Source organism: Bacillus sp. PK6-025, assembly GCF_056530265.1.
In genome coordinates this window covers 12,501-33,944 of the sequence record NZ_CP096509.1, presented here as the reverse complement: position 1 = coordinate 33,944, position 21,444 = coordinate 12,501, and the positions used below count along the sequence as shown (strand labels likewise).

At 46.2% G+C, this 21,444-nt stretch carries 20 protein-coding genes, 3 tRNA genes, 1 rRNA gene, 1 other RNA gene and 1 other annotated feature (1 of these 26 cut by a window edge); of the genes, 9 read left to right on the top strand and 16 right to left on the bottom strand.

Going from position 1 to position 21,444, the window contains the following annotated elements:
• Positions 1-34: 34 nt before the first annotated feature.
• The 10 genes from M1D67_RS00180 to tadA form a co-directional block, all read right to left on the bottom strand.
• Positions 35-110 (bottom strand) — tRNA-Ala (locus tag M1D67_RS00180).
• 11 nt (positions 111-121) lie between these two features.
• Positions 122-198: transfer RNA gene (locus M1D67_RS00175), tRNA-Ile, on the bottom strand.
• A gap of 102 nt (positions 199-300) precedes the next feature.
• Positions 301-1,849: ribosomal RNA gene (locus M1D67_RS00170) — 16S ribosomal RNA — on the bottom strand.
• 284 nt (positions 1,850-2,133) lie between these two features.
• A complete protein-coding gene (locus tag M1D67_RS00165) occupies positions 2,134-2,400 on the bottom strand; it encodes a pro-sigmaK processing inhibitor BofA family protein (protein WP_003178144.1) in 267 nt (88 codons plus the stop codon).
• A 64-nt stretch (positions 2,401-2,464) separates the two neighbouring features.
• A complete protein-coding gene (locus M1D67_RS00160) occupies positions 2,465-2,689 on the bottom strand; it encodes a YaaL family protein (RefSeq protein ID WP_023856407.1) in 225 nt (74 codons plus the stop codon).
• Between the two features lie 20 nt (positions 2,690-2,709).
• Positions 2,710-3,306 (bottom strand): recombination protein RecR, encoded by a 597-nt coding sequence (gene recR, locus M1D67_RS00155; RefSeq protein ID WP_020449786.1) that lies wholly within the window; start codon positions 3,304-3,306, stop codon positions 2,710-2,712.
• 13 nt (positions 3,307-3,319) lie between these two features.
• Entirely contained in the window at positions 3,320-3,643 is a 324-nt protein-coding gene (locus tag M1D67_RS00150) for a YbaB/EbfC family nucleoid-associated protein (protein WP_023856408.1), read from the bottom strand.
• 26 nt (positions 3,644-3,669) lie between these two features.
• Positions 3,670-5,370: a DNA polymerase III subunit gamma/tau gene (dnaX, locus tag M1D67_RS00145; protein WP_023856409.1), complete on the bottom strand. Its 1,701-nt coding sequence runs from the start codon at positions 5,368-5,370 to the stop codon at positions 3,670-3,672.
• Positions 5,371-5,499: 129 nt separating this feature from the next.
• Positions 5,500-5,765: signal recognition particle sRNA large type (ffs, locus tag M1D67_RS00140), an RNA gene on the bottom strand.
• 90 nt (positions 5,766-5,855) lie between these two features.
• Positions 5,856-6,338 (bottom strand): tRNA adenosine(34) deaminase TadA, encoded by a 483-nt coding sequence (gene tadA, locus M1D67_RS00135; RefSeq protein WP_145654501.1) that lies wholly within the window; start codon positions 6,336-6,338, stop codon positions 5,856-5,858.
• A gap of 142 nt (positions 6,339-6,480) precedes the next feature.
• Between tadA and M1D67_RS00130 the strand changes: the two genes are divergently transcribed.
• The 4 genes from M1D67_RS00130 to M1D67_RS00115 all read left to right on the top strand — a co-directional run bounded on the left by M1D67_RS00130 (position 6,481) and on the right by M1D67_RS00115 (position 9,672).
• Positions 6,481-6,969: a cysteine hydrolase family protein gene (locus tag M1D67_RS00130; RefSeq protein WP_229105635.1), complete on the top strand. Its 489-nt coding sequence runs from the start codon at positions 6,481-6,483 to the stop codon at positions 6,967-6,969.
• Between the two features lie 36 nt (positions 6,970-7,005).
• A complete protein-coding gene (locus tag M1D67_RS00125; protein ID WP_031305057.1) occupies positions 7,006-8,325 on the top strand; it encodes a glycoside hydrolase family 18 protein in 1,320 nt (439 codons plus the stop codon).
• Between the two features lie 85 nt (positions 8,326-8,410).
• Positions 8,411-9,034, top strand: coding sequence for a deoxynucleoside kinase (locus M1D67_RS00120; protein WP_479831531.1), 624 nt, complete (start codon positions 8,411-8,413; stop codon positions 9,032-9,034).
• A complete protein-coding gene (locus tag M1D67_RS00115) occupies positions 9,031-9,672 on the top strand; it encodes a deoxynucleoside kinase (protein WP_020449778.1) in 642 nt (213 codons plus the stop codon). The genes M1D67_RS00120 and M1D67_RS00115 overlap by 4 nt, the downstream gene beginning before the upstream one ends.
• A gap of 140 nt (positions 9,673-9,812) precedes the next feature.
• Here the strand turns inward: M1D67_RS00115 and M1D67_RS00110 are convergent.
• Positions 9,813-9,905, bottom strand: a tRNA-Ser gene (locus tag M1D67_RS00110).
• A gap of 129 nt (positions 9,906-10,034) precedes the next feature.
• On the opposite strand from M1D67_RS00110, the gene M1D67_RS00105 reads away from it, so the two are divergent.
• From M1D67_RS00105 to M1D67_RS00090, 4 genes are all read left to right on the top strand, one after another.
• Positions 10,035-10,457, top strand: a complete 423-nt coding sequence (locus M1D67_RS00105; RefSeq protein WP_145645680.1) for an SMI1/KNR4 family protein — start codon at positions 10,035-10,037, stop codon at positions 10,455-10,457.
• Positions 10,458-10,486: 29 nt separating this feature from the next.
• Positions 10,487-11,605, top strand: coding sequence for a CdaR family transcriptional regulator (locus M1D67_RS00100; protein ID WP_025810900.1), 1,119 nt, complete (start codon positions 10,487-10,489; stop codon positions 11,603-11,605).
• A gap of 89 nt (positions 11,606-11,694) precedes the next feature.
• Positions 11,695-12,963, top strand: coding sequence for a GntP family permease (locus M1D67_RS00095; protein WP_105980618.1), 1,269 nt, complete (start codon positions 11,695-11,697; stop codon positions 12,961-12,963).
• A 15-nt stretch (positions 12,964-12,978) separates the two neighbouring features.
• On the top strand, positions 12,979-14,109 hold the full coding sequence (locus M1D67_RS00090; RefSeq protein WP_101562007.1) for a glycerate kinase: 1,131 nt from the start codon (positions 12,979-12,981) through the stop codon (positions 14,107-14,109).
• Between the two features lie 29 nt (positions 14,110-14,138).
• Here M1D67_RS00090 and serS read toward each other — a convergent pair whose 3' ends face one another.
• From serS to guaB, 5 genes are all read right to left on the bottom strand, one after another.
• Positions 14,139-15,416 (bottom strand): serine--tRNA ligase, encoded by a 1,278-nt coding sequence (gene serS / locus M1D67_RS00085; protein ID WP_025810897.1) that lies wholly within the window; start codon positions 15,414-15,416, stop codon positions 14,139-14,141.
• 57 nt (positions 15,417-15,473) lie between these two features.
• Positions 15,474-15,693, bottom strand: a binding site (T-box leader).
• Between the two features lie 51 nt (positions 15,694-15,744).
• Entirely contained in the window at positions 15,745-16,335 is a 591-nt protein-coding gene (gene pdxT, locus M1D67_RS00080) for a pyridoxal 5'-phosphate synthase glutaminase subunit PdxT (RefSeq protein ID WP_025810896.1), read from the bottom strand.
• 21 nt (positions 16,336-16,356) lie between these two features.
• Positions 16,357-17,241, bottom strand: a complete 885-nt coding sequence (gene pdxS / locus M1D67_RS00075; RefSeq protein WP_020449771.1) for a pyridoxal 5'-phosphate synthase lyase subunit PdxS — start codon at positions 17,239-17,241, stop codon at positions 16,357-16,359.
• Positions 17,242-17,427: 186 nt separating this feature from the next.
• Positions 17,428-18,723 (bottom strand): D-alanyl-D-alanine carboxypeptidase, encoded by a 1,296-nt coding sequence (gene dacA / locus M1D67_RS00070; protein WP_031305058.1) that lies wholly within the window; start codon positions 18,721-18,723, stop codon positions 17,428-17,430.
• A 184-nt stretch (positions 18,724-18,907) separates the two neighbouring features.
• Positions 18,908-20,374 carry an IMP dehydrogenase gene (gene guaB / locus M1D67_RS00065; protein ID WP_020449769.1) on the bottom strand — a complete coding sequence of 489 codons (1,467 nt, stop codon included), beginning with the start codon at positions 20,372-20,374 and terminating at the stop codon, positions 18,908-18,910.
• 121 nt (positions 20,375-20,495) lie between these two features.
• On the opposite strand from guaB, the gene M1D67_RS00060 reads away from it, so the two are divergent.
• On the top strand, positions 20,496-21,444 hold the 5' portion of the coding sequence (locus M1D67_RS00060; protein ID WP_023856419.1) for a YaaC family protein. It continues 29 nt past the right edge of the window; the window shows 949 of its 978 coding nt (coding positions 1-949); it begins with the start codon at positions 20,496-20,498; its stop codon lies beyond the right edge, outside the window.

Here is a 21,444-nt window from a genome sequence, read left to right as displayed (position 1 = left end):
ATGTCTACTGTTATCTAGTTTTCAAAGAACACGTTGGTGGAGCCTAGCGGGATCGAACCGCTGACCTCCTGCGTGCAAAGCAGGCGCTCTCCCAGCTGAGCTAAGGCCCCGTATATAAAGATGGTGGGCCTGAGTGGACTCGAACCACCGACCTCACGCTTATCAGGCGTGCGCTCTAACCAGCTGAGCTACAGGCCCATCTTTTGATTCATATGAAGGAAGTTCCTTCAAAACTAAACAAGATCTAAACGCACCTGTCTATAAGACCGCGAGGTCTTATATTCCGTATAATATCCTTAGAAAGGAGGTGATCCAGCCGCACCTTCCGATACGGCTACCTTGTTACGACTTCACCCCAATCATCTGTCCCACCTTCGGCGGCTGGCTCCAAAAGGTTACCTCACCGACTTCGGGTGTTACAAACTCTCGTGGTGTGACGGGCGGTGTGTACAAGGCCCGGGAACGTATTCACCGCGGCATGCTGATCCGCGATTACTAGCGATTCCAGCTTCACGCAGTCGAGTTGCAGACTGCGATCCGAACTGAGAACAGATTTGTGGGATTGGCTTAGCCTCGCGGCTTCGCTGCCCTTTGTTCTGCCCATTGTAGCACGTGTGTAGCCCAGGTCATAAGGGGCATGATGATTTGACGTCATCCCCACCTTCCTCCGGTTTGTCACCGGCAGTCACCTTAGAGTGCCCAACTGAATGCTGGCAACTAAGATCAAGGGTTGCGCTCGTTGCGGGACTTAACCCAACATCTCACGACACGAGCTGACGACAACCATGCACCACCTGTCACTCTGCCCCCGAAGGGGAAGCCCTATCTCTAGGGTTGTCAGAGGATGTCAAGACCTGGTAAGGTTCTTCGCGTTGCTTCGAATTAAACCACATGCTCCACCGCTTGTGCGGGCCCCCGTCAATTCCTTTGAGTTTCAGTCTTGCGACCGTACTCCCCAGGCGGAGTGCTTAATGCGTTTGCTGCAGCACTAAAGGGCGGAAACCCTCTAACACTTAGCACTCATCGTTTACGGCGTGGACTACCAGGGTATCTAATCCTGTTCGCTCCCCACGCTTTCGCGCCTCAGCGTCAGTTACAGACCAGAGAGTCGCCTTCGCCACTGGTGTTCCTCCACATCTCTACGCATTTCACCGCTACACGTGGAATTCCACTCTCCTCTTCTGCACTCAAGTTCCCCAGTTTCCAATGACCCTCCCCGGTTGAGCCGGGGGCTTTCACATCAGACTTAAGAAACCGCCTGCGCGCGCTTTACGCCCAATAATTCCGGACAACGCTTGCCACCTACGTATTACCGCGGCTGCTGGCACGTAGTTAGCCGTGGCTTTCTGGTTAGGTACCGTCAAGGTACCGCCCTATTCGAACGGTACTTGTTCTTCCCTAACAACAGAGTTTTACGATCCGAAAACCTTCATCACTCACGCGGCGTTGCTCCGTCAGACTTTCGTCCATTGCGGAAGATTCCCTACTGCTGCCTCCCGTAGGAGTCTGGGCCGTGTCTCAGTCCCAGTGTGGCCGATCACCCTCTCAGGTCGGCTACGCATCGTCGCCTTGGTGAGCCGTTACCTCACCAACTAGCTAATGCGCCGCGGGTCCATCTGTAAGTGGTAGCCGAAGCCACCTTTTATAATTGAACCATGCGGTTCAATCAAGCATCCGGTATTAGCCCCGGTTTCCCGGAGTTATCCCAGTCTTACAGGCAGGTTACCCACGTGTTACTCACCCGTCCGCCGCTAACATCAGGGAGCAAGCTCCCATCTGTCCGCTCGACTTGCATGTATTAGGCACGCCGCCAGCGTTCGTCCTGAGCCAGGATCAAACTCTCCATGAAATAATGGAGCGCAGATTAAGTTCGTCACATCCTGTGACAACATCTGCATGACCTGCATCGTGCAGGCCCCTGACTACGCACATTCGCATGTGCGATTTATTTAATGAATTAACAGGTACGTTTGTCTTGTTTAGTTTTCAAAGAACTTCATCGCCGCTCTCAAAGCGACTATAATATCTTAACATTTAATCGTGATGTCGTCAACAACTTTTTTTCAAAAAAATTATTCGTCATCAGCGACGAATACTAATTTAACACCTTTAAATAAAATTGTCAACAAGAAATTATATTGCGATAAATTGTTTAATAACAATAAGAGCTGCTACACCAGGAACCCCCAATAATCCACTCACTCCGGTTGTTACAATATTAATCGGCACGTGAATGCCCACGCTCTCGCCAAACAGATTCACACAGAATAAAAACAAAGCGCCGACTACAAATCTAACCGCTATTCTTCCGATTAATCGCAAAGGTTTAAATGATGCTTTTGAAAAAAACAACAGGGCAACCAAAGCGACAATTGCCCCGATAAAGATAACAGATCCCATGAATTCCATCACTCCTCGCTCGTTCTTGTACAAGCATATGATGGGAATCATGCGAATAGACCTGCTACTTCCAGCTGCCGATCCTTATATTTCTTTTTTTTGCTTCCCGCAAATAAAAAAAGTACTTTGACTCGGCAACCTTTAATTCGTAAAGAACTTCTGGCGAAGGCTCAAGACTGTTTTCAATCAGCCGCTTTTGCCTGTTCCATTCTTCCTTTTGATGGATCAGCTGTTCAATCAGCTTGTTATCAAATTCTTTTCTAAGCTTCTTTTTCCGAAGAAAACCCATGGTAATGCAATCTCCTCCCTCTACATTTCACGTCTGCCTTCAAGCGCTTTAGAAAGAGTGACTTCATCTGCATACTCCAAATCGCCTCCGACCGGAAGTCCATGGGCAATTCGTGACAGCTTGATACCAGACGGCTTTAAAAGCCTTGAAATGTACATGGCCGTTGCTTCTCCTTCTATATTCGGGTTTGTCGCGAGAATGACTTCAGTCACCTGATCATCCTGCAACCGTTTCAGCAATTCGGGTATTTTAATATCTTCCGGACCGATGCCGTCCATCGGAGAAATCGCACCATGCAAAACATGGTACAGTCCGCTGTATTCCTTCATTTTCTCCATAGCAATGACATCTTTCGGATCCTGAACAACACATATGACCGATTTGTCTCTTCTCGTATCTTCACAAATATAGCAAGGATCTTGATCTGTTATATGTCCGCAAACCGAGCAATATGTCAAATTGCGCTTTGCGTTTACCAATGCTTTTGCAAAATCTAACACGACGTCTTCTTTCATACTAAGAACAAAAAAAGCCAGACGGACCGCCGTCTTGGGTCCGATTCCTGGCAATTTCATAAAGCTGTCAATCAGCTTTGATATTGGTTCAGGATACTGCATTCTTATTTTCCTCCTAGAATAAACCCGGCATGTTCATTCCTTTTGTAAACTTACCCATCGTTTCATTTGTTACATCGTCGACTTTTTTCAAAGCATCGTTTGTCGCTGCAAGGACAAGATCTTGAAGCATTTCAACATCTTCAGGGTCTACGACTTCCTCTTTGATGATGACGTCGATGACTTCTTTTTGGCCGTTTACCTTAACAGTCACCATTCCGCCGCCCGCAGTACCTTCGAGTACTTTTTCTGCCAGTTCCTCCTGTGCCTTTTGCATATCCTTTTGCATTTTTTGCATTTGCTTCATCATTTTCTGCATGTTACCCATTCCACCGCGCATACTCAAATCCACTCTCTTTCATGTTTTTATTCTTTAATTTCAATCAGTTCCGCTCCGAACAGTTTTTTAGCTTCTGATACGAGCGGATCTTCTTCTTTCGGTTCATTTGCTTCAGAATCTTCCGGCTGATGATCCTGCAGAAATTCTTCTCTTATTTTACCCCATTGGGCTTCGGGAACGCCAACTATATCTATCCTTCCGCCGAGCATTCCATCCAAAATTTGCTCCAGATTTGTCCTGACTCCATTATTGTCTTCAGCTACCATTTTACAGTGAATTTCGTATTTGAATGCGAGGACAAATGCTTTTGAAGATGCAGCCACCGGCTCGCTGTCATTTAAAAGGGCAGCATGCGATACTTTATTCTGCTGTTTAAGCTGGGCAAGCAATTGTCCCCAGCAGCCCTTCAATTTTTCGAGGTCCGGTCTTGTAGCATCTTTTAATATTTCATGAATACGGCCGACAGGCGCTTTATATGCGCTTTTCACGCTTTTTTGCGGACGGGACGTTTCTTTAGGCTGGGCGGGAGCCGAAGAAACCTGTACACCTTGTGTTTTAAGCTTCTCAATCTCCTGCTCAAGCTGCCGAACCTTGTTGACGAGATTATCCACTTCCGGCTGGGCGGCCGCGGATGCCCCTGCTTTTGGTCCCTGGCAGAGCTTCACAACTGCAACTTCAAAGAAGATACGCGGATGGTTCGTCCATTTCATTTCCTGATGGCTTTTATTTAATATATCGATCATTTCGTAAAGGTCTGGTGCAGGAATTTGCCGGGACAGAGCTTGGAACTCTTCGTCCACCTTCACCTTTTCAAGAACGCCTTCTAAATCAGGCGCCGTTTGATAAAGAAGCATATCCCTGAAGTAGAAAATCATATCCTCGATTAATTTTGCCGGGTCTTTTCCCTGCTGAAGCAGTTCGTTCAATGTTTCCAAAGCACCGGAAACATTTTTTTCGTGGAGGGTTGAGGCGAGCTTTCCAATATAGTGCTGTGACACAGCCCCTGTTATCAGCAGCGCATCATCCACCGTCAGCTCATCTCCGCTGAATGATACAGCCTGATCGAGCAGGCTCAGCGCATCCCTCATGCCGCCGTCGGCGGCACTGGCGATGATGTCTAAGGCGCCATCCTGCACCTTGAACTGTTCAGCTTCGACGATTTTTTCCATTCGTCCGACAATTGCCTGTGAGGTAATCCTCTTAAAATCAAATCGCTGACATCTAGAAATAATCGTTAAAGGAATTTTATGAGGCTCTGTTGTTGCGAGAATAAAGATACAATGTTCCGGCGGCTCTTCAAGCGTTTTTAGAAGGGCGTTGAATGCGCCGATAGAAAGCATATGTACTTCATCTATGATATATACTTTATACGTGACGGCAGACGGGGCAAATTTCACCTTGTCGCGGATGTCGCGTATTTCATCTACACCGTTGTTAGAAGCGGCGTCAATTTCAATTACATCTGAAATCGAACCGTTTGTAATGCCTTTGCACGCGGAGCATTCATTGCACGGTTCACTGACCGGAGCGTGCTCACAGTTGACAGCTTTGGCAAACAGTTTTGCGGCGCTTGTTTTTCCCGTTCCCCTCGGTCCGGAAAACAGATAAGCGTGCGAAAATTTCTTTTGTAAAAGGGCATTTTGCAACGTTTTCGTGATGTGCTCCTGACCGACTACATCTTCAAACAACTGCGGCCTGAACACTCTATATAAAGCCTGGTAACTCACAAACACGCCCTCCTCTTGTTTTCATCATTTCCATTATACATGAAGCAGCTTTCAAATCCAAAAGCTCTTCTTAAGAAAAAAACTCATCTATATTAAAATAGATGAGTTCTTAATTTGATGATTGATTTACCGTGCACCTTCTGTCGATTCGCTACCCTAAGCGTTACTTAAGCAGTTAGCTCAGCCCAGGCAACCCTGCGGCACATGGAAGGTTCCACTTAATGCTGCTTCCTTCCGGACCTGACATGGTTCATGGATTCCCATTGCGCAGGACCCAAGCGTCAACACCACTTGCTTAAGGCAGACCTTAAAGTAAACGAACCTCGAGAAAGGGATTCGGCCTCGCTAGAGCGGATTGCGAGTACAGGGCACCGCTACCTCCCCGCTTAGCACGGCAAAATAAATATCAAATTATTTAAGCTGCGTCTTCATGTGACGCACTCATTAGTATAACTTGTTTCACCCTAAATTGCAAATTTCCGTCATCACAGCTCCCTTTTCTTTTCCACTTTCTTTTTTGCGCGGAGCTTTCTGAAAAAATCGCTTAGCATCCTGCCGCATTCTTCTTCCATTACGCCGCTTACGACTTCAGCCTGATGATTGAATCTCTCTTCCTGCAGGAGATTCATCAAAGTCCCCGCACAGCCGCCTTTCGGATCAGACGCTCCGAACACCACTTTGTCGATTCTGGAGAGAACGGCCGCTCCGGCGCACATCGGACATGGCTCAAGGGTAACGTAAAGAACAGATCTCTCCAGCCGCCAGGTTCCCAGCTTCCGGCATGCCTCTTCAATAACGAGCATCTCTGCGTGGGCAACCGATCTTTGCTCGGTTTCCCGCAAATTATGGGCGCGGGCAATAATTTCGCCATCCAGAACCAGTACGGCGCCAATCGGCACTTCGCCTTTTTCTTCAGCTTTTCTCGCTTCATTGATCGCTTCTTTCATATAAAACTCGTCTTGTGTCATCCGCATGCACTCTTTCAATGTTTTTCGCCCGACAGAATAGGCTAACTTATAGTTAAAGGAATATGCAATCTGAAAGGAGACAATCGCATTGTCCAATTCAGCTCTCATTATAGTCGACATCATTAATGATTTTCAATTCGATATGGGTGACGTTCTTTCCAAAAAGACCAGAAACATGACCGAGCATCTTCTGGCATTAAAAGAACACGCAGCCAAAAAGAAATGGCCTATCATATACATTAATGACCACTTTGGAATTTGGCAAGCGGATATTGCTGCCATTATCAAGAAATGCAAAAACGACAGAAGCGAATATATCATCGACCGGCTCGCACCGAATAACAACGATTATTTCTTAATCAAACCAAAGCACTCAGCTTTTTACGGCACCGCCCTTGAAACATTGCTGAATGAACTTCATGTCGACCATTTGATTATTACGGGAATCGCAGGCAATATTTGCGTGTTATTTACGGCAAACGACGCTTATATGAGGGAGTACGATATCACGATTCCGCACGATTGCATTGCCTCAAATAATGAAAAAGACAACAAATATGCGTTGACGATGATGGAAAATGTTCTGTTCGCCAATATTACGACGGTTAAAGAGATCACCGCCGAAACTTGAGCATGAAACACTTCCTTTCTTCATATAGTGGTAGCAATGAGAAAGGAGGCGTTTCCCATTCAGATTTATGTCGTGAAAAGAGGCGATTCCCTTTATCAAATCGCGAATCGCTACCGAACAACAGTTAATGAAATTGTCGCGACGAATGAAATTCCGAACCCGAATCGGCTTGTTGTCGGACAAACTATCGTGATACCGATCGCCGGCGAGTTTTATGAGGTCAGACAAGGAGATACATTAGCATCAATCGGAGCCCGCTTTAATATTTCTCCGGCTGAACTGGCAAGGATCAACCGCATTCAGGTTAGCGCTATTTTGCCTGTCGGGCTGCTGCTTTATATCCCCCCTCGGCCAAAACGGAACATTGAAACAAACGCTTATATCGAACCGCGGGGAGAAAGCGTCAGCCCCGCTCTACAGCAGGCGGCAAGAGAGGCTTCGCCATACTTGACCTATTTGGGTGCTTTCAGCTTCCAGGCGAAGCGGGACGGCACACTCGAAGAACCGCCGCTGAACAACTTAAAAGAAATTGCAGACAGACATCGGACTACGATGATGATGATCGTCACCAATCTCGAAAATGAAGCTTTCAGCGACGAACTCGGCAGAATCATTTTGACGGACCAGAATGTAAAAAACAGATTGCTTGATAACATTGTTGCAGCCGCCAGAAGATACGGTTTTAAAGACATCCACTTTGATTTTGAATACTTAAGGCCTGAAGACAGAGAAGCCTATAATCAATTTTTACGGGATGCACGGGCCCGCTTCAAACAGGAAGGCTGGTTCATCTCAACCGCGCTTGCGCCTAAAACGAGAGCGGATCAGCCCGGACAATGGTATGAGGCCCATGATTACCGGGCTCACGGAGAGATTGTCGATTTCGTCGTACTGATGACATATGAGTGGGGCTACAGCGGAGGGCCGCCGATGGCGGTATCGCCGATCGGACCCGTACGGGATGTGATCGAATACGCACTCACGGAAATGCCCGCCAGCAAAATCGTCATGGGCCAGAACTTGTACGGTTATGACTGGACGCTCCCCTATACGCCAGGCGGGCAGCTGGCCAGAGCAATCAGTCCCCAGCGGGCAATTGCAATCGCGAGTGAAAACAATGCGGCGATACAGTACGATGAAACAGCCCAGGCTCCTTTCTTCCGCTATACGGACAATGCCGGCAAACAGCATGAGGTATGGTTTGAAGACGCCCGCTCGATTCAGGCAAAGTTTGATCTGATTAGGGAATTGAATTTAAGGGGAATCAGCTATTGGAAGCTCGGCCTGTCCTTCCCGCAAAACTGGCTCTTGATAGCCGATCAATTTAATGTTGTGAAAGAAACGTTCCCAAGTTAAAGGAACGTTTTTTTCATGGCAGAAGATGATGATGTGATACAATATGTATGGTTCACAAATGAATTTCTTTAGTAGGAGGACACCTATGAACACAGCCCCTTTCATCGCTGTCGAAGGCCCCATCGGCGCGGGAAAAACAACCTTGGCCAGCATGCTCTCCGAAAAGCTCTCACTCTCTTTGGTTAAAGAAATCGTCGAAGAAAACCCTTTTCTTGATAAATTTTATGATGACAAAGATGAATGGAGCTTTCAGCTTGAGATGTTTTTCCTCTGCAATCGCTATAAGCAGCTTGAAGATACCGAAAAGAAGTATTTGCATCACCACATACCCGTTGTTTCGGACTATCATATTTATAAAAACCTCATTTTTGCTGAACGGACGCTGGAAGGCAAAAAACTTGAGAAATACAGAAAAATTTATCATCTGCTTACAGAAGATCTGCCGAAACCAAACGTCATCATTTACATAAAAGCAAGCCTTCCGACGTTATTGGAACGGATCAAAAAACGCGGACGGCCGTTTGAACAGGAAATGGACAAGCAATATCTGGAACAGCTCATCAATGATTATGATGCTGCCATTAAGCAATTTGAAGAATCCGATCCGCCAATACCCGTTATTGAAATTAACGGAGATCAGGAAGACTTCGTGATCTCCGAAGCCGTTTTCAATCGAATTGCCGATCAAGTAAAGGAGTATATAGAATGAGTGTATATGCTATTCCGAAAGATGCTATCATTACTGTTGCCGGAACGGTAGGAGTGGGGAAATCCACATTGACAAAAGAGCTTGCAAAAAGACTCGGATTTAAAACTTCTCTTGAAGAGGTTGTGAACAACCCTTATTTGGAGGCTTTTTACCAAGACTTTGAACGCTGGAGCTTTCACCTGCAAATTTTCTTCTTAGCGGAACGCTTCAAAGAGCAAAAATACATTTACGAATCGGGCGGCGGATTTGTTCAAGACCGTTCAATTTATGAAGATACAGGCATTTTCGCCAAAATGCACGCCGATAAAGGCACAATGTCAAAAGTCGATTATAAGACGTATACAAGCCTGTTTGAAGCGATGGTCATGACGCCTTACTTCCCCCGCCCCGACGTTTTAGTCTATTTGGAGGGCGATTTGGAATCGATTCTCGACCGCATCAAAAAACGCGGACGAGAAATGGAAATGTTAACCGACAGATCGTATTGGGAGGAAATGTACACAAGGTACGAAAACTGGATCAGCGGCTTTAACGCCTGTCCGGTTGTCAGAGTCAATATTGATGAATACGATCTGTTCAACAACTCTGCCTCCCTCGATCCAATCATTGAAAAAATCAGTGAAGCTATTCAAAGATAAACAAGCAAAAAGAGCGGATTCCCATGAAGAGCCGCTCTTTTTTTGCTTGTGCATATAAAAAAAAACCGCTGCCCTATCCAGGCAGCGGCAACACAATCTCCAATTTATGCTTAGTCAATCACTAAAATGCAAATCAATAATGGCGGAGGAAGAGGGATTCGAACCCCCGCGGGCTTTGACACCCCTGTCGGTTTTCAAGACCGATCCCTTCAGCCAGACTTGGGTATTCCTCCGTATCGACAAGAATTAATATAACATGTCCTATCTTTTTAAGTCAAGAGATTTTTTTATAAAAAATTTATTTTATTGTTCACGCTTCTCATTATATGCAAAAATAATGATAAACGCAAAGGGTGATAGCATTGTGGAAACATTTTATAGAACGTTTACCTCAAGATTACACGCTGAACAGACCTATTGAAACAGAGGAGCTTCAGAAAGCAGAAGAACTCCTCGGCGTCTCTTTTCCAGATGAACTGGTCAGCCTTTTAAAAACGACAGACGGCATTAATGATACATTCGGGGATCATCTCATTTGGCCTGCATACAGAATGATAGAAGAGAATCTAGACATGAGAAGCACCGACTGTTTTAAGCCGTTCGATTGTCTGTTATTTATAGCAGGTGCGGGCAATGGCGATTTATTTGCTTATTCGATTTTTAACGGCTCTATACGGAAAAATGATATTTATGTTTGGAATCATATAGACGACAGCCGAATATGGGTCGCATCTTCTTTAAAACCATTCATGAAAGGCTGGATCGACGGAACAATCACCATTTAAAACAAGATCTTAGGCAGGAGCATGATGAAATGAATTATCTATCAAAAGAATTGGCGGAGGAAATTGTCGACAGGACCATGTCGATTATTCGGCACAACATTAATATGATGGATGAAAACGGGGTTATCATCGCCTCAGGAGACCGCTCGAGAATTGGTGATGAACACGCCGGAGCGAAGGACGCACTTGCAGCTGAAAGGGTTATCAGCATCACGCCTGAAGAATGCTCGGCTCTAACGGGAACAAAGCCCGGCGTAAACCTTCCCATCGTATTTCATGATGAAATAATCGGCGTTATTGGAATCACGGGGCCGCCTTCTGAAGTCAGCCGATATGGTGAACTTGTTAAAATGGCAGCAGAGCTGACTGTCGAACAGGCATTTTTAACAAAACAGCTGACATGGGATCAAAGGCTCCGGGAAGAAACGGTCATCCAAATGATTCAGGGGGCCGACCTAGCATCCCTTGACTTCCTTGAACGTGCGGAGCGATTGAATATACCGCTAGAAGGCCAGCGTACTTGTCTTGTGTTTGAGCTGCCATCCGCTGATATGAAGCCGGCATTTATTAAAAAACTTGAAAAACATTTAACCGCGAAAGATTTGTACGCCAATATTTCTTTAAAAGAGATCACAGTTATTCTGGCAGGCGCTCCCGCTAAAAGCAGGGCTGATCTCTTTTCATCTTGGAACGGCTGGCTCAGCCAATGGAAAACGGTCAGAGGCGCGCTTGGCGAGCAGGCGGATCAGCTTGAGCAGCTGCCATTCTCCTATCAAAGTGCAAAACAAACGCTCAAGATTGCTAAAAACAGCTCTAGTTTATACGATTATCGAGAGTTTGCGATCCCCGTTCTGTTATCAAAAATAGAGCGTCCGGATCAGGAGATTCATTTTCAAAACATCTGGGACCGCCTTTCCCAAGCAGATCAAAAGGGCGAATTAATCCATACCCTCCTCTGCTATATAGAAGAAAATGGCGAAATTGGGGAAACTTCATCAAGACTCTTTATTCACCGCAATACATTAAACTACCGGCTGAGAAAGGTTGAAATAGCGACAGGATGCAATCCAAAACGATTTGACGACCTATTCAAACTGTATACAGCCATTACGCTTTTTTCACCATTTTGTGCAAATGAACAATTTTAATATAGGATAAAGGAACGAAATCCGTATACCTGACCAATTCTCCCTTGTACAGAAAGCGTTTACAATGGGACGTAAGGGAGGGTATGCAGATGGATATTCAAATCAATGCAATAGGCGCCTTATGCGCATTAGCCATATCAATCTTTCTCATTCTGAAAAAAGTCCCGCCGGCTTACGGCATGATGATCGGCGCATTGGCCGGAGGCTTAATCGGCGGCGCAGATTTAATAGAGACGACGGATTTGATGATAGCGGGTGCTAAAAACATGATTCCTGCTGTACTCCGCATCTTGGCAGCAGGGGTGCTCGCCGGCGTTCTGATTCAATCCGGCTCCGCAGCGGTGATTGCAGAAACCATTGTCAATAAAATTGGAGAAAAAAGAGCGCTGCTTGCTTTAACATTGGCGACAGCCATCTTAACAACGGTCGGCGTATTCGTCGATGTCGCCGTCATCACAGTCGCACCGATCGCCCTTGCGATTGCAAGGCGGACCTTTATCAGCAAAGCGGCCATTCTGTTGGCGATGATCGGCGGAGGAAAAGCGGGCAATATTATGTCGCCAAACCCTAATGCCATTGCTGCTTCAGATGCCTTTCACATCCCTTTGACATCCGTGATGGCCGCCGGGATCATCCCCGCTATATTTGGACTGGGCGCCACTTATTTACTAGCAAAACGCCTTTCAAATAAAGGAACAGGAGTAGCTGCAAATGAGATTGAAACCCAAACGGCTCAACAACTGCCGGCATTTTGGGCGGCGATCAGCGGTCCGATGGTCTCCATCCTGTTGCTCGCCTTAAGGCCTGCGGCAGGAATTACGATTGATCCAATTATTGCTTTGCCGGCGGGAGGCCTCGTCACTGCGATTGCATCGGGACAAGCGGGCAAACTGAAGGATTTTGCCGCTTCAGGATTGTCGAAGATGTCAGGTGTTGCCGTGATGCTGATCGGGACTGGAACGCTTGCGGGAATCATCGCCAACTCCCAACTCAATTCTTTCATTACCGACACCCTTGTCGGCTTGGGTCTGCCGTCGTTTCTCTTAGCTCCCATTTCCGGCATGCTGATGTCGATGGCAACCGCCTCAACAACCGCCGGCACAGCTGTCGCCAGCAGCGTATTCGGCCCGACATTGCTTGATCTTGGCGTCGCCGGCCTCGCAGGTGCGGCAATGATTCACGCCGGAGCAACGGTGCTCGATCACCTGCCTCACGGAAGCTTTTTTCATACGACGGGAGGCAGCGTCTTCATGTCCATGAAAGAACGGTTAAAGCTGATTCCATATGAGTCAGTCATCGGCTTAATCCTAACCATTATCTCAACTTTGATTTTTGGAATTTTTCAATTCTTTATTTAAAAAGGAGCAGGTACCATGAAAATCGTAATCGCACCTGATTCATTTAAAGAAAGCATGACATCGCTTGAGGCGGCTAAAAGCATTGAAAAAGGCTTTAAAGCGGTTCTGCCTGACGCCGAATACGTCAACATTCCGGTTGCTGATGGAGGCGAAGGAACCGTTCAAGCTCTGATTGACGCCACCGGAGGAGACATCGTACAGCAAACAGTCACAGGCCCTCTCGGGAAGCCGGTAAAGGCGGCTTACGGCCTGCTTGGCGACGGAAAAACGGCTGTCATCGAAATGGCTGAAGCGTCAGGCCTTCACCTCGTGCCCCCTGAACAGCGGAATCCCCTGTTAACGACAACGAGAGGAACCGGAGAACTGATTCTCAATGCTGCGAAAAAAGGGGTGTCCAACATCATCATCGGACTCGGCGGAAGTGCGACAAATGACGGCGGAGCGGGAATGGCTGCAGCACTGGGTGTGAAGTTTCTAAACCGCAATGGAGAAGAGATTGAAAATGGGGGCGGTGCATTAGCTGAGATTGCCAAGATCGATGTGAGCGGCCTCAATCCTCAGTTAAAGCATATCCACTTTGAAGCCGCCTGTGATGTCGATAATCCTCTTACGGGACCTCGCGGAGCCTCCGCCGTATTTGGGCCGCAAAAAGGGGCGAACAGTGAAATGACTGCTCTTTTGGATCAAAACTTAAAACATTATGCTGCTGCAGTCAAAGCAGAGCTGGGGTGCGAAATCGATTCAATTCCGGGAGCAGGAGCGGCCGGAGGATTAGGAGCAGGCCTCTGTGCCTTTTTAAAAGCGGAATTAAAAAGCGGAGTTGACATTGTTTTAGATACTTTGTCTTTTTCCGAACGTATTAAAGGAGCCGATCTTGTCATTACGGGTGAGGGAAAAATAGACGGCCAAACAGTCAGCGGAAAAACGCCAGCCGGCGTCGCAAAACGCGCCTGCAGCGAGAATATTCCCGTTATTGCATTTGCCGGATCGCTCGGTGAAGGCTGCGAGCTTGTTTATGATATCGGCATTTCCGCTCTCTTTTCGATTGTGCCAGGGATCAGCTCCTTGGAAAACGCCCTTGCCGATGGAAGTTCAAATCTTACGCGCTGTGCCCGAAATGTAGCCGCCGTCTGGTCTCTCGCATAAAAAAAAGCGCGCCTCTTGGCGCGCACTTTTTATGGTTGAATAACATCTCTGTTCCCCATGTATGGACGAAGCGCTTTAGGAATGATGACGCTCCCGTCCTCCTGCTGGTAATTTTCCAATAATGCGGCAACCGTTCTGCCGACAGCCAAGCCGGAGCCGTTTAACGTATGGACATGCTCAGGCTTTCCTTTTGCTTCCCTTCTGAATCTGATATTCGCCCGTCTCGCCTGGAAAGCTTCGAAGTTACTGCAAGATGAAATTTCACGATATGTGTTTTGGCTTGGAATCCATACTTCGATATCGTATTTTTTCGCAGCGGTAAATCCTAGATCGCCCGTACACATGCTCATCACACGATAAGGAAGCTCAAGCAGCTGAAGAACTTTCTCCGCTTGATTTGTCAGCTTTTCAAGCTCTTCATATGAATCCTCAGGCTTCACGAATTTCACCAGTTCAACCTTGTTAAATTGGTGCTGGCGAATCAAACCGCGCGTATCACGGCCAGCTGAGCCTGCTTCTGAACGGAAGCACGCACTGAACGCCGCATAATTGATCGGCAACTCGGCAGCTGACAAAATTTCATCGCGATGCAGGTTCGTAATTGGCACTTCTGCCGTCGGAATTAAGAAATAATCTTCTTCCCTGATTTTAAAGGCATCTTCCTCAAATTTCGGCAGCTGTCCGGTGCCTGTCATGCTTGCGCGGTTCACCATGTACGGCGGGATGACTTCCGTATAGCCGTACTCGTCTACGTGAAGATCAAGCATAAAGTTATACAATGCCCGTTCAAGTCTGGCGCCTAGCCCTTTATAGAAAACGAAACGGCTTCCCGTAACCTTGCCTGCCCGCTCAAAATCAAGAATATCCAACTGATCGGCAATATCCCAATGAGGCTTCGGCTCAAATGAAAATCCGGGGAGTTCGCCCCATTTGCGAACTTCCACGTTGTCGTCTTCAGTCTCACCGACCGGAACAGACTCATGGGGGATATTCGGGATAGACAGCATGATTTTATCAAGTGAAGATTCGACCGTTCTCAGCTCTTCATCAAGCTTTTTAATGTCTTCACCGACTTCGCGCATTTCTTTAATGAGGTGGTCAGCATCTTTTTTCTCGCGCTTTAAAGCGGCAACCTGCTGAGATACCTCATTGCGCTTTCCTTTCAGCTCTTCCACTTTGACGATCAATTCTCTTCTCTTTGTATCCAATTCCTCAAATTGATCAAAATCTGATAAATCTTCTCCTCTGTGGGCAAGCTTTTGTTTGATTTCCTCCAAATTTGCCCGCAGCAGTTTGATATCAAGCATCTGCCTCGCTCCTTTTATACTGATTTGACCGAAAAAAAGAGCCCTTGTCCCCTAAATATAAGGGACGAGAGCTCTCGCGTTGCCACCCTGATTGAAAACAGGCGTCTTCCTCCTGTTTTCCGCTTCATTTTGATAACGGTTCTCCCGTAAATGCCTACTTTGACTGTTCAGCATTTCGCTCAAGGATGGATTCGGACAGCATCTTTCGCCGATTCGCACCAACCATCGGCTCTCTTGGAAAGAGAGGCTTCCTACTGCTTCCTATCAACGCTTTTCGATCTATATTGTCTTATAAATGTACTACAAGTTTTAACAGCTTTCAACCGTTTTATACGACGGCTTCCTGTTTATGCTTTTCCGCCATCTCGACAAATAATTTCGTCATTCTATGGTCATCCGTCAGCTCAGGGTGGAAAGAACAGCCGAGCAGATTTCCTTGTTTGGCAGCGACGATTCTACCGTTGTGCTCCGAAAGCACTTCCACATCTGCGCCCGCTTCCAAAATGTGCGGAGCGCGGATAAATACGCCTGTAAACGGTTCGTCAAGTCCTTTAACGGTTAAATCCGCTTCAAAGCTGTCCACTTGTCTTCCAAAGGAATTCCGTTCGACGGTTACATCTAGAACACCAAGATGGGCATCATTCGCTCCGGCGATATTCTTCGCCAGGATAATCAGCCCAGCACAAGTTCCAAATACCGGCTTTCCGGATGCGGCAAACTCCTGAAGGGGCTTCATAAACTGATACGTATCGATGAGGCGCCTCATCGTCGTGCTTTCCCCTCCCGGCAAAATCAAACCGTCGATTTCCTTTAACTCTTCCGGCCACTTAATGACTTTTCCGGCTGCTCCGCATGCTTCAATTGAGCGAATATGTTCTCTTACTGCTCCCTGAAGTCCAAGTACACCAATTGTCAGCATGTCAATCCGTCTCCTTCGTGTTTACCAGCCGCGCTCTTGCATACGCTGTTCTGGCAGCAGATTTGAGATTTCAATCCCTTTCATCGCAGTTCCAAGCTCTTTTGATAGCTCTGCAATCAGTTTGTAATCCGTGTAATGCGTCGTCGCTTCAACGATTGCTTTCGCGAATTTAGCAGGGTTGTCGGATTTAAAAATACCGGACCCTACGAATACGCCGTCAGCGCCAAGCTGCATCATTAAAGCAGCATCAGCAGGTGTTGCCACACCGCCGGCAGCAAAGTTTACAACAGGAAGGCGTCCTTCGGCTTTAATTTCCTTCAACAGCTCATACGGAGCGCCGAGGTTTTTCGCTTCTGTCATCAGTTCGTCATCGCTCATGCCGACTACTTTGCGCACTTGAGCATTCACCTTTCTCATATGGCGGACAGCTTCCACAATATTGCCCGTACCAGGTTCGCCTTTCGTACGAAGCATTGAAGCTCCTTCTGCGATCCGGCGCGTCGCTTCTCCGAGGTCGCGGCATCCGCATACAAATGGAACGGTAAATTCGTTTTTATTTAAATGAAATTCTTCATCCGCAGGAGTCAAAACTTCACTTTCATCAATATAGTCAACGCCGAGCGCTTCAAGAACACGCGCTTCAACGATATGCCCGATGCGGGCTTTCGCCATAACCGGGATTGAAACAGCGTTCATCACTTCTTCGACAATTGTCGGATCTGCCATGCGGGCAACTCCGCCTGCCGCACGGATATCAGCCGGAACGCGCTCCAGCGCCATGACTGCGACGGCTCCTGCTTCTTCTGCGATTTTTGCTTGTTCGGCATTGACAACGTCCATAATGACGCCGCCTTTCTGCATTTCTGCCATACCGCGTTTTACGCGATCAGTACCTGTTTGAGCCATTTCAAGGATCCCCCTAATCAAAGATTGAATTGTCAGATTTAATCCTATTGTATCTTATAATTCCACAAAATCATATGAAAAACACGAAGATTATTTCTATTTTAATAACAAATTGTTAGGATTGTAAATGGTAATTCTATCTGAATATGACAATAAAGAGCCCTATCAGATAGAGCCCTTTATTGATTAAAACCAGCCGGTTACCATTTCAACAATGCTGTTCCAAATACCGGCAAAAAAGCCGCCGATGCTTCTCATCGTTAAAATAAACCAATTTGCTTTCTCATCATCTTCTTTTGTCACGAGGTTTACACCTGATACATCGCTGCCGAGAAATCCGTAGTCCTTTTCTTCTCCCTTATAGGAGGCCGTCAAGGTACCGACTTTCTCACCTTTTTTAACAGGTGCGGTCAGCTCGTCTTTGTTCAGCGTCACTTTCGCCTTGTAATTCTTTTCTTCACCGTTCTTCACAGGCATTGAAAAGGCTTTTTCCGTTACGACGCCGACTTCAGTTTCTTTCCCTTTGTCGACTGTGACCGTTTCGTTGCCTTTCACTTGTGCGCCTTTTGCGTAAAACTCTTTCATCGTGAAGTTATCAAATGCATAATCAAGCATTTTTTTCGTTTCTTTAAATCGTCCCGTATGAAGGTCGCCTTTCGCATTCATAACGACGGAAATCACTCTCATGCCGTTTCTTTCGGCAGTAGCCGTAAAGCATGATCCGGCAGAGTCCGTTGAGCCGGTTTTCAGCCCGTCCACACCTTTATATTCCTGAACTAGGCCTTTCAGCATAAAGTTCCAGTTCGGCATGTCCATTTCATCGTCTGTGCCTTTTCTGAACTTCGTTTTGGCAATGCTCGCCGTATCGAGGATTTCAGGATAATCGCTTACTAAATGATCGGCAAGGAGCGCCATGTCTCTCGCAGATACTTCATTTTCTTCATTGGCATTTGTTCCGCTCGGATGTTTGCCGTGAAGATCCTTGTTTTCCAAACCTGTAGCATTCACAAATTTGAAATCTTTCATTCCAAGCTCTTTGGCTTTTTTATTCATTAACTCTACGAACTTTGATTCAGAACCGGCAACGATTTCAGAAAGTGCAATAGCCGCCGCGTTTGCAGAGTAAATTGCAGTCGCCTGATAAAGCTCTTTTACAGTGTATGATCCGTCTTTACGAAGAGGAACATTCGATAATGAACGATCTTGGGAAATCTCGTATACATAATCGTCAGGCGTGTACTTCTGATCCCATTTCACTTTGCCTTCGTGAATCGCTTCCAACAGAAGATACTCCGTCATCATTTTGGCCATGCTGGCAACAGGAAGACGCTGATCGGCATTTTTGCTGTACAAAATTTTCCCCGATGAAGCTTCCACCAAGATTGCTGCTTTCGCGTCTACATTAATTGGATCATTTGCGGCTTTTGCTGTCGACATAGGAGAAAATGCACCTACAGTCACGGCAAAAGCAACGATCAACATGATCAGCTGCTTTATTCTCTTGCTTTTCAAATCGTGATACCTCCGCTTTTCATCAGACTAATAATCTATATCAAAGCCTTTTAAGACATTTTTCAAACACAACATTATAAATTTTATCATAAGGAAGCAAAAAAAAATAGACAGAGTATTACTCTGTCTACGGTTTAATTTTTGTCATATTTGATTAGGAAATGGTATAGTTAGGCGATTCTTTGGTAATTTGTACATCGTGAGGATGGCTTTCCCGCAGGCCTGCGCCTGTCATGCGGATGAACTGCGCATCTTCCCTCAGTGCGTGCAAATCTTTTGTTCCACAGTACCCCATGCCGGATTTCAAACCGCCGACAAGCTGATAAACTGTGTCAGCAACCGGACCTTTATAAGGCGTACGGCCCTCAATGCCTTCCGGAACGAATTTTTTGTTTTCCTCTTGGAAGTAGCGGTCTTTGCTTCCTTTTTCCATTGCAGCTACTGAACCCATACCGCGATAAACTTTAAAGCGTCTGCCTTGGTAGATTTCAGTCTCGCCTGGGCTTTCGGATGTTCCGGCAAGAAGGCTTCCAAGCATGACGGCATGTCCGCCGGCAGCCAAGGCTTTGACGATATCTCCGGAAAACTTGATGCCGCCGTCTGCAATAATCGCCGCACCGTGTTTTCTTGCTTCAGTCGCACAATCGTAAATCGCTGTCACTTGCGGAACACCGACACCGGCCACTACGCGGGTTGTACAAATAGAACCCGGTCCGATACCGACTTTAACTACATTTGCTCCGGCTTCGATAAGTGCTTTTGTTCCTTCGGCAGTTGCGACGTTGCCGGCAATGATATTTAATTCAGGATAAGTGTCGCGGATTTTCTTAACGGTATCCAAGACACCTTGTGAATGGCCGTGCGCGGTATCAACGACGATCACATCGACATTGGCTTCCACAAGCTTTCTGACGCGTGTCATTGTGTCGCCTGTTACACCAACCGCTGCTCCAACCAATAGGCGGCCGTGAACATCTTTCGCTGAATTCGGGAATTCGATTACTTTTTCAATGTCTTTAATCGTAATAAGCCCTTTTAAAACACCTTGATCATCTAAAAGAGGGAGTTTTTCGATCTTGTATTTTTGAAGAATTTTTTCCGCTTCATCCAGGGTTGTACCAACAGGAGCCGTAACAAGCTCTTCTTTTGTCATAACATCGCTGATTTTCATGGAGTAATCAGAAATAAATCGCAGATCACGGTTTGTGATAATTCCAACCAGCTTCTGATCCTCTTCATTGTCAACAATCGGAACACCGGAAATTCTGTATTTGCCCATCAAATGTTCTGCATCAAAAACTTGGTGCTCTGGCGTCAGGAAAAACGGATTTGTAATGACGCCCCGCTCTGAACGTTTGACTTTGTCAACCTGCTCAGCCTGCTGTTCAATCGACATGTTTTTGTGGATAATGCCCAATCCGCCCTGCCGTGCCATCGCGATGGCCATTTGAGCTTCTGTCACTGTATCCATGCCTGCACTAATAATTGGAACATTCAGCTTAAGGGACGGTGTAAGCTCAACCGATAAATCCACGTCGCGCGGAAGTACCTCCGATTTAGCCGGAACGAGCAATACATCATCAAATGTTAAGCCTTCTTTCGAAAATTTGCTTTCCCACATTAGTAAATCCCCCTCTTTTCGGCAAAATATTATATGTAGATTATCAACTTGAATACCCACTGTCAAGAAAGCGGGAAACAGTTGTAATTTTTAGAAAATAACCATAAGGGAAGTGGAGTACATGCAAGATAAAGGATGGAAGGATTTAAAGCTGTTTTATTCGGTCGAAACAGCCCAGCATTTTCTTGAAATGGTATATAAAAATCAAGGAATGGAAGATGCCAAAAAAAACTCTTATAAAAACGGAGAGCGGTTTATTTTTTTTCTTAAGCATGCAGAAGCTTTTTACAAGCAAGCCAAAATCGCTACGTTAGAAATAAAACCCATTTTATTATTTTACGGCATGGCACAGCTATTGAAAGCCTGCCTGTTAACGACAGATCCTTCCTATCCCAGCCATACTTCAGTGCTTGCTCATGGCGTGACCACAAGAAAACGAAAAAAACAAAATTACCGCTTTTATGAAGATGAAGTGAAAATCCAAAGGAACGGCCTATGTATGCACGTGATCAGATCCCTTTTCCAATTATCCGGATTGGAAGATGAACGATTCAATATGAAACAGCTTTTGGCGAAAATTCCGGAGATCAATAAAGTGCTGGCATTTCAAAGAAAACCAAATCCGATTGTAAAAGCAGCCGTCGAAGACCGGCTAATTGAGCTGCCTGGCGAGACACCCAATGCTTACAATATGTCATCAAAGCGTTTCATCGAACATATCGAATACCATTTAAACTGGTCTTTCTGCCGTGAGGAAAAAGAGGGAATCGTTTTTTCTGCCGCTCATAAAGAATGCCGTCCCAGCACTTCGACCACGTTGCTTTATGATTTGGAGCAAGACGGATACTATTTCCCGGCTGAACGAGATCATTTTTTAAAGCTCCCGGAAATATTGGCGCATTACTTGGTTGCGTACAATTTAAGCATGATTGCCAGGTATGAAACTGAATGGTGGTATGACCTTCTTCTTCAAAGTGCTAGCGATGATTATGTCATCATCCAGCATTTTTTACATATAGTCGAGTCAAAGTTCCCCTATTATATCGCTGAACTGCTTCTTCAAAAAAAGG